This is a genomic window from Photobacterium sp. R1 (assembly GCF_054600795.1).
The window spans coordinates 1-368 of record NZ_BAAHZP010000210.1 but is presented as its reverse complement, the minus strand read 5'-3'; the positions used below and the strand labels follow the sequence as shown (position 1 = coordinate 368).

At 46.7% G+C, this 368-nt stretch carries 1 protein-coding gene; it reads right to left on the bottom strand.

Annotated features, from left to right (window positions below; translation table 11 throughout):
- Positions 1-325, bottom strand: a 325-nt coding sequence (locus tag ACYP03_RS24705) for an Lrp/AsnC family transcriptional regulator (RefSeq protein WP_459782484.1), incomplete at its 3' end; no start/stop codon positions are given.
- Positions 326-368: the final 43 nt, after the last annotated feature.

Below are 368 nucleotides of genomic sequence, written 5' to 3'. Positions count from 1 at the left end.
TCATGTAGTCATATTCACCGGCCATACGATAAAACTCCATCACTTCCGGAAATTCACTCACGGTCGCGACAAAACGGTGATACCAGTCCTGCGAGTGATCGCTGGTTTTTATCTGTACAAAGGCAATGAATGACAGGCCTAATTTGACCGGATCCAGCAGGGCCACCCGCCGCTTCAGTATCCCCGCTTCTTCCAGCCGTTTTAACCGTTTCCAGCAAGGCGTGGTGGTCAGATTAACCGCTTCGGCTAAATCGTTGAGTGACAGACTGGCATCCATTTGCAGCAAATCCAGCAGTAATCGGTCTGTGGTATCTATCTCTGCCATATTTTTCCCTGAAAGATATGTTTGGAAGAAAAATTTTCTATAA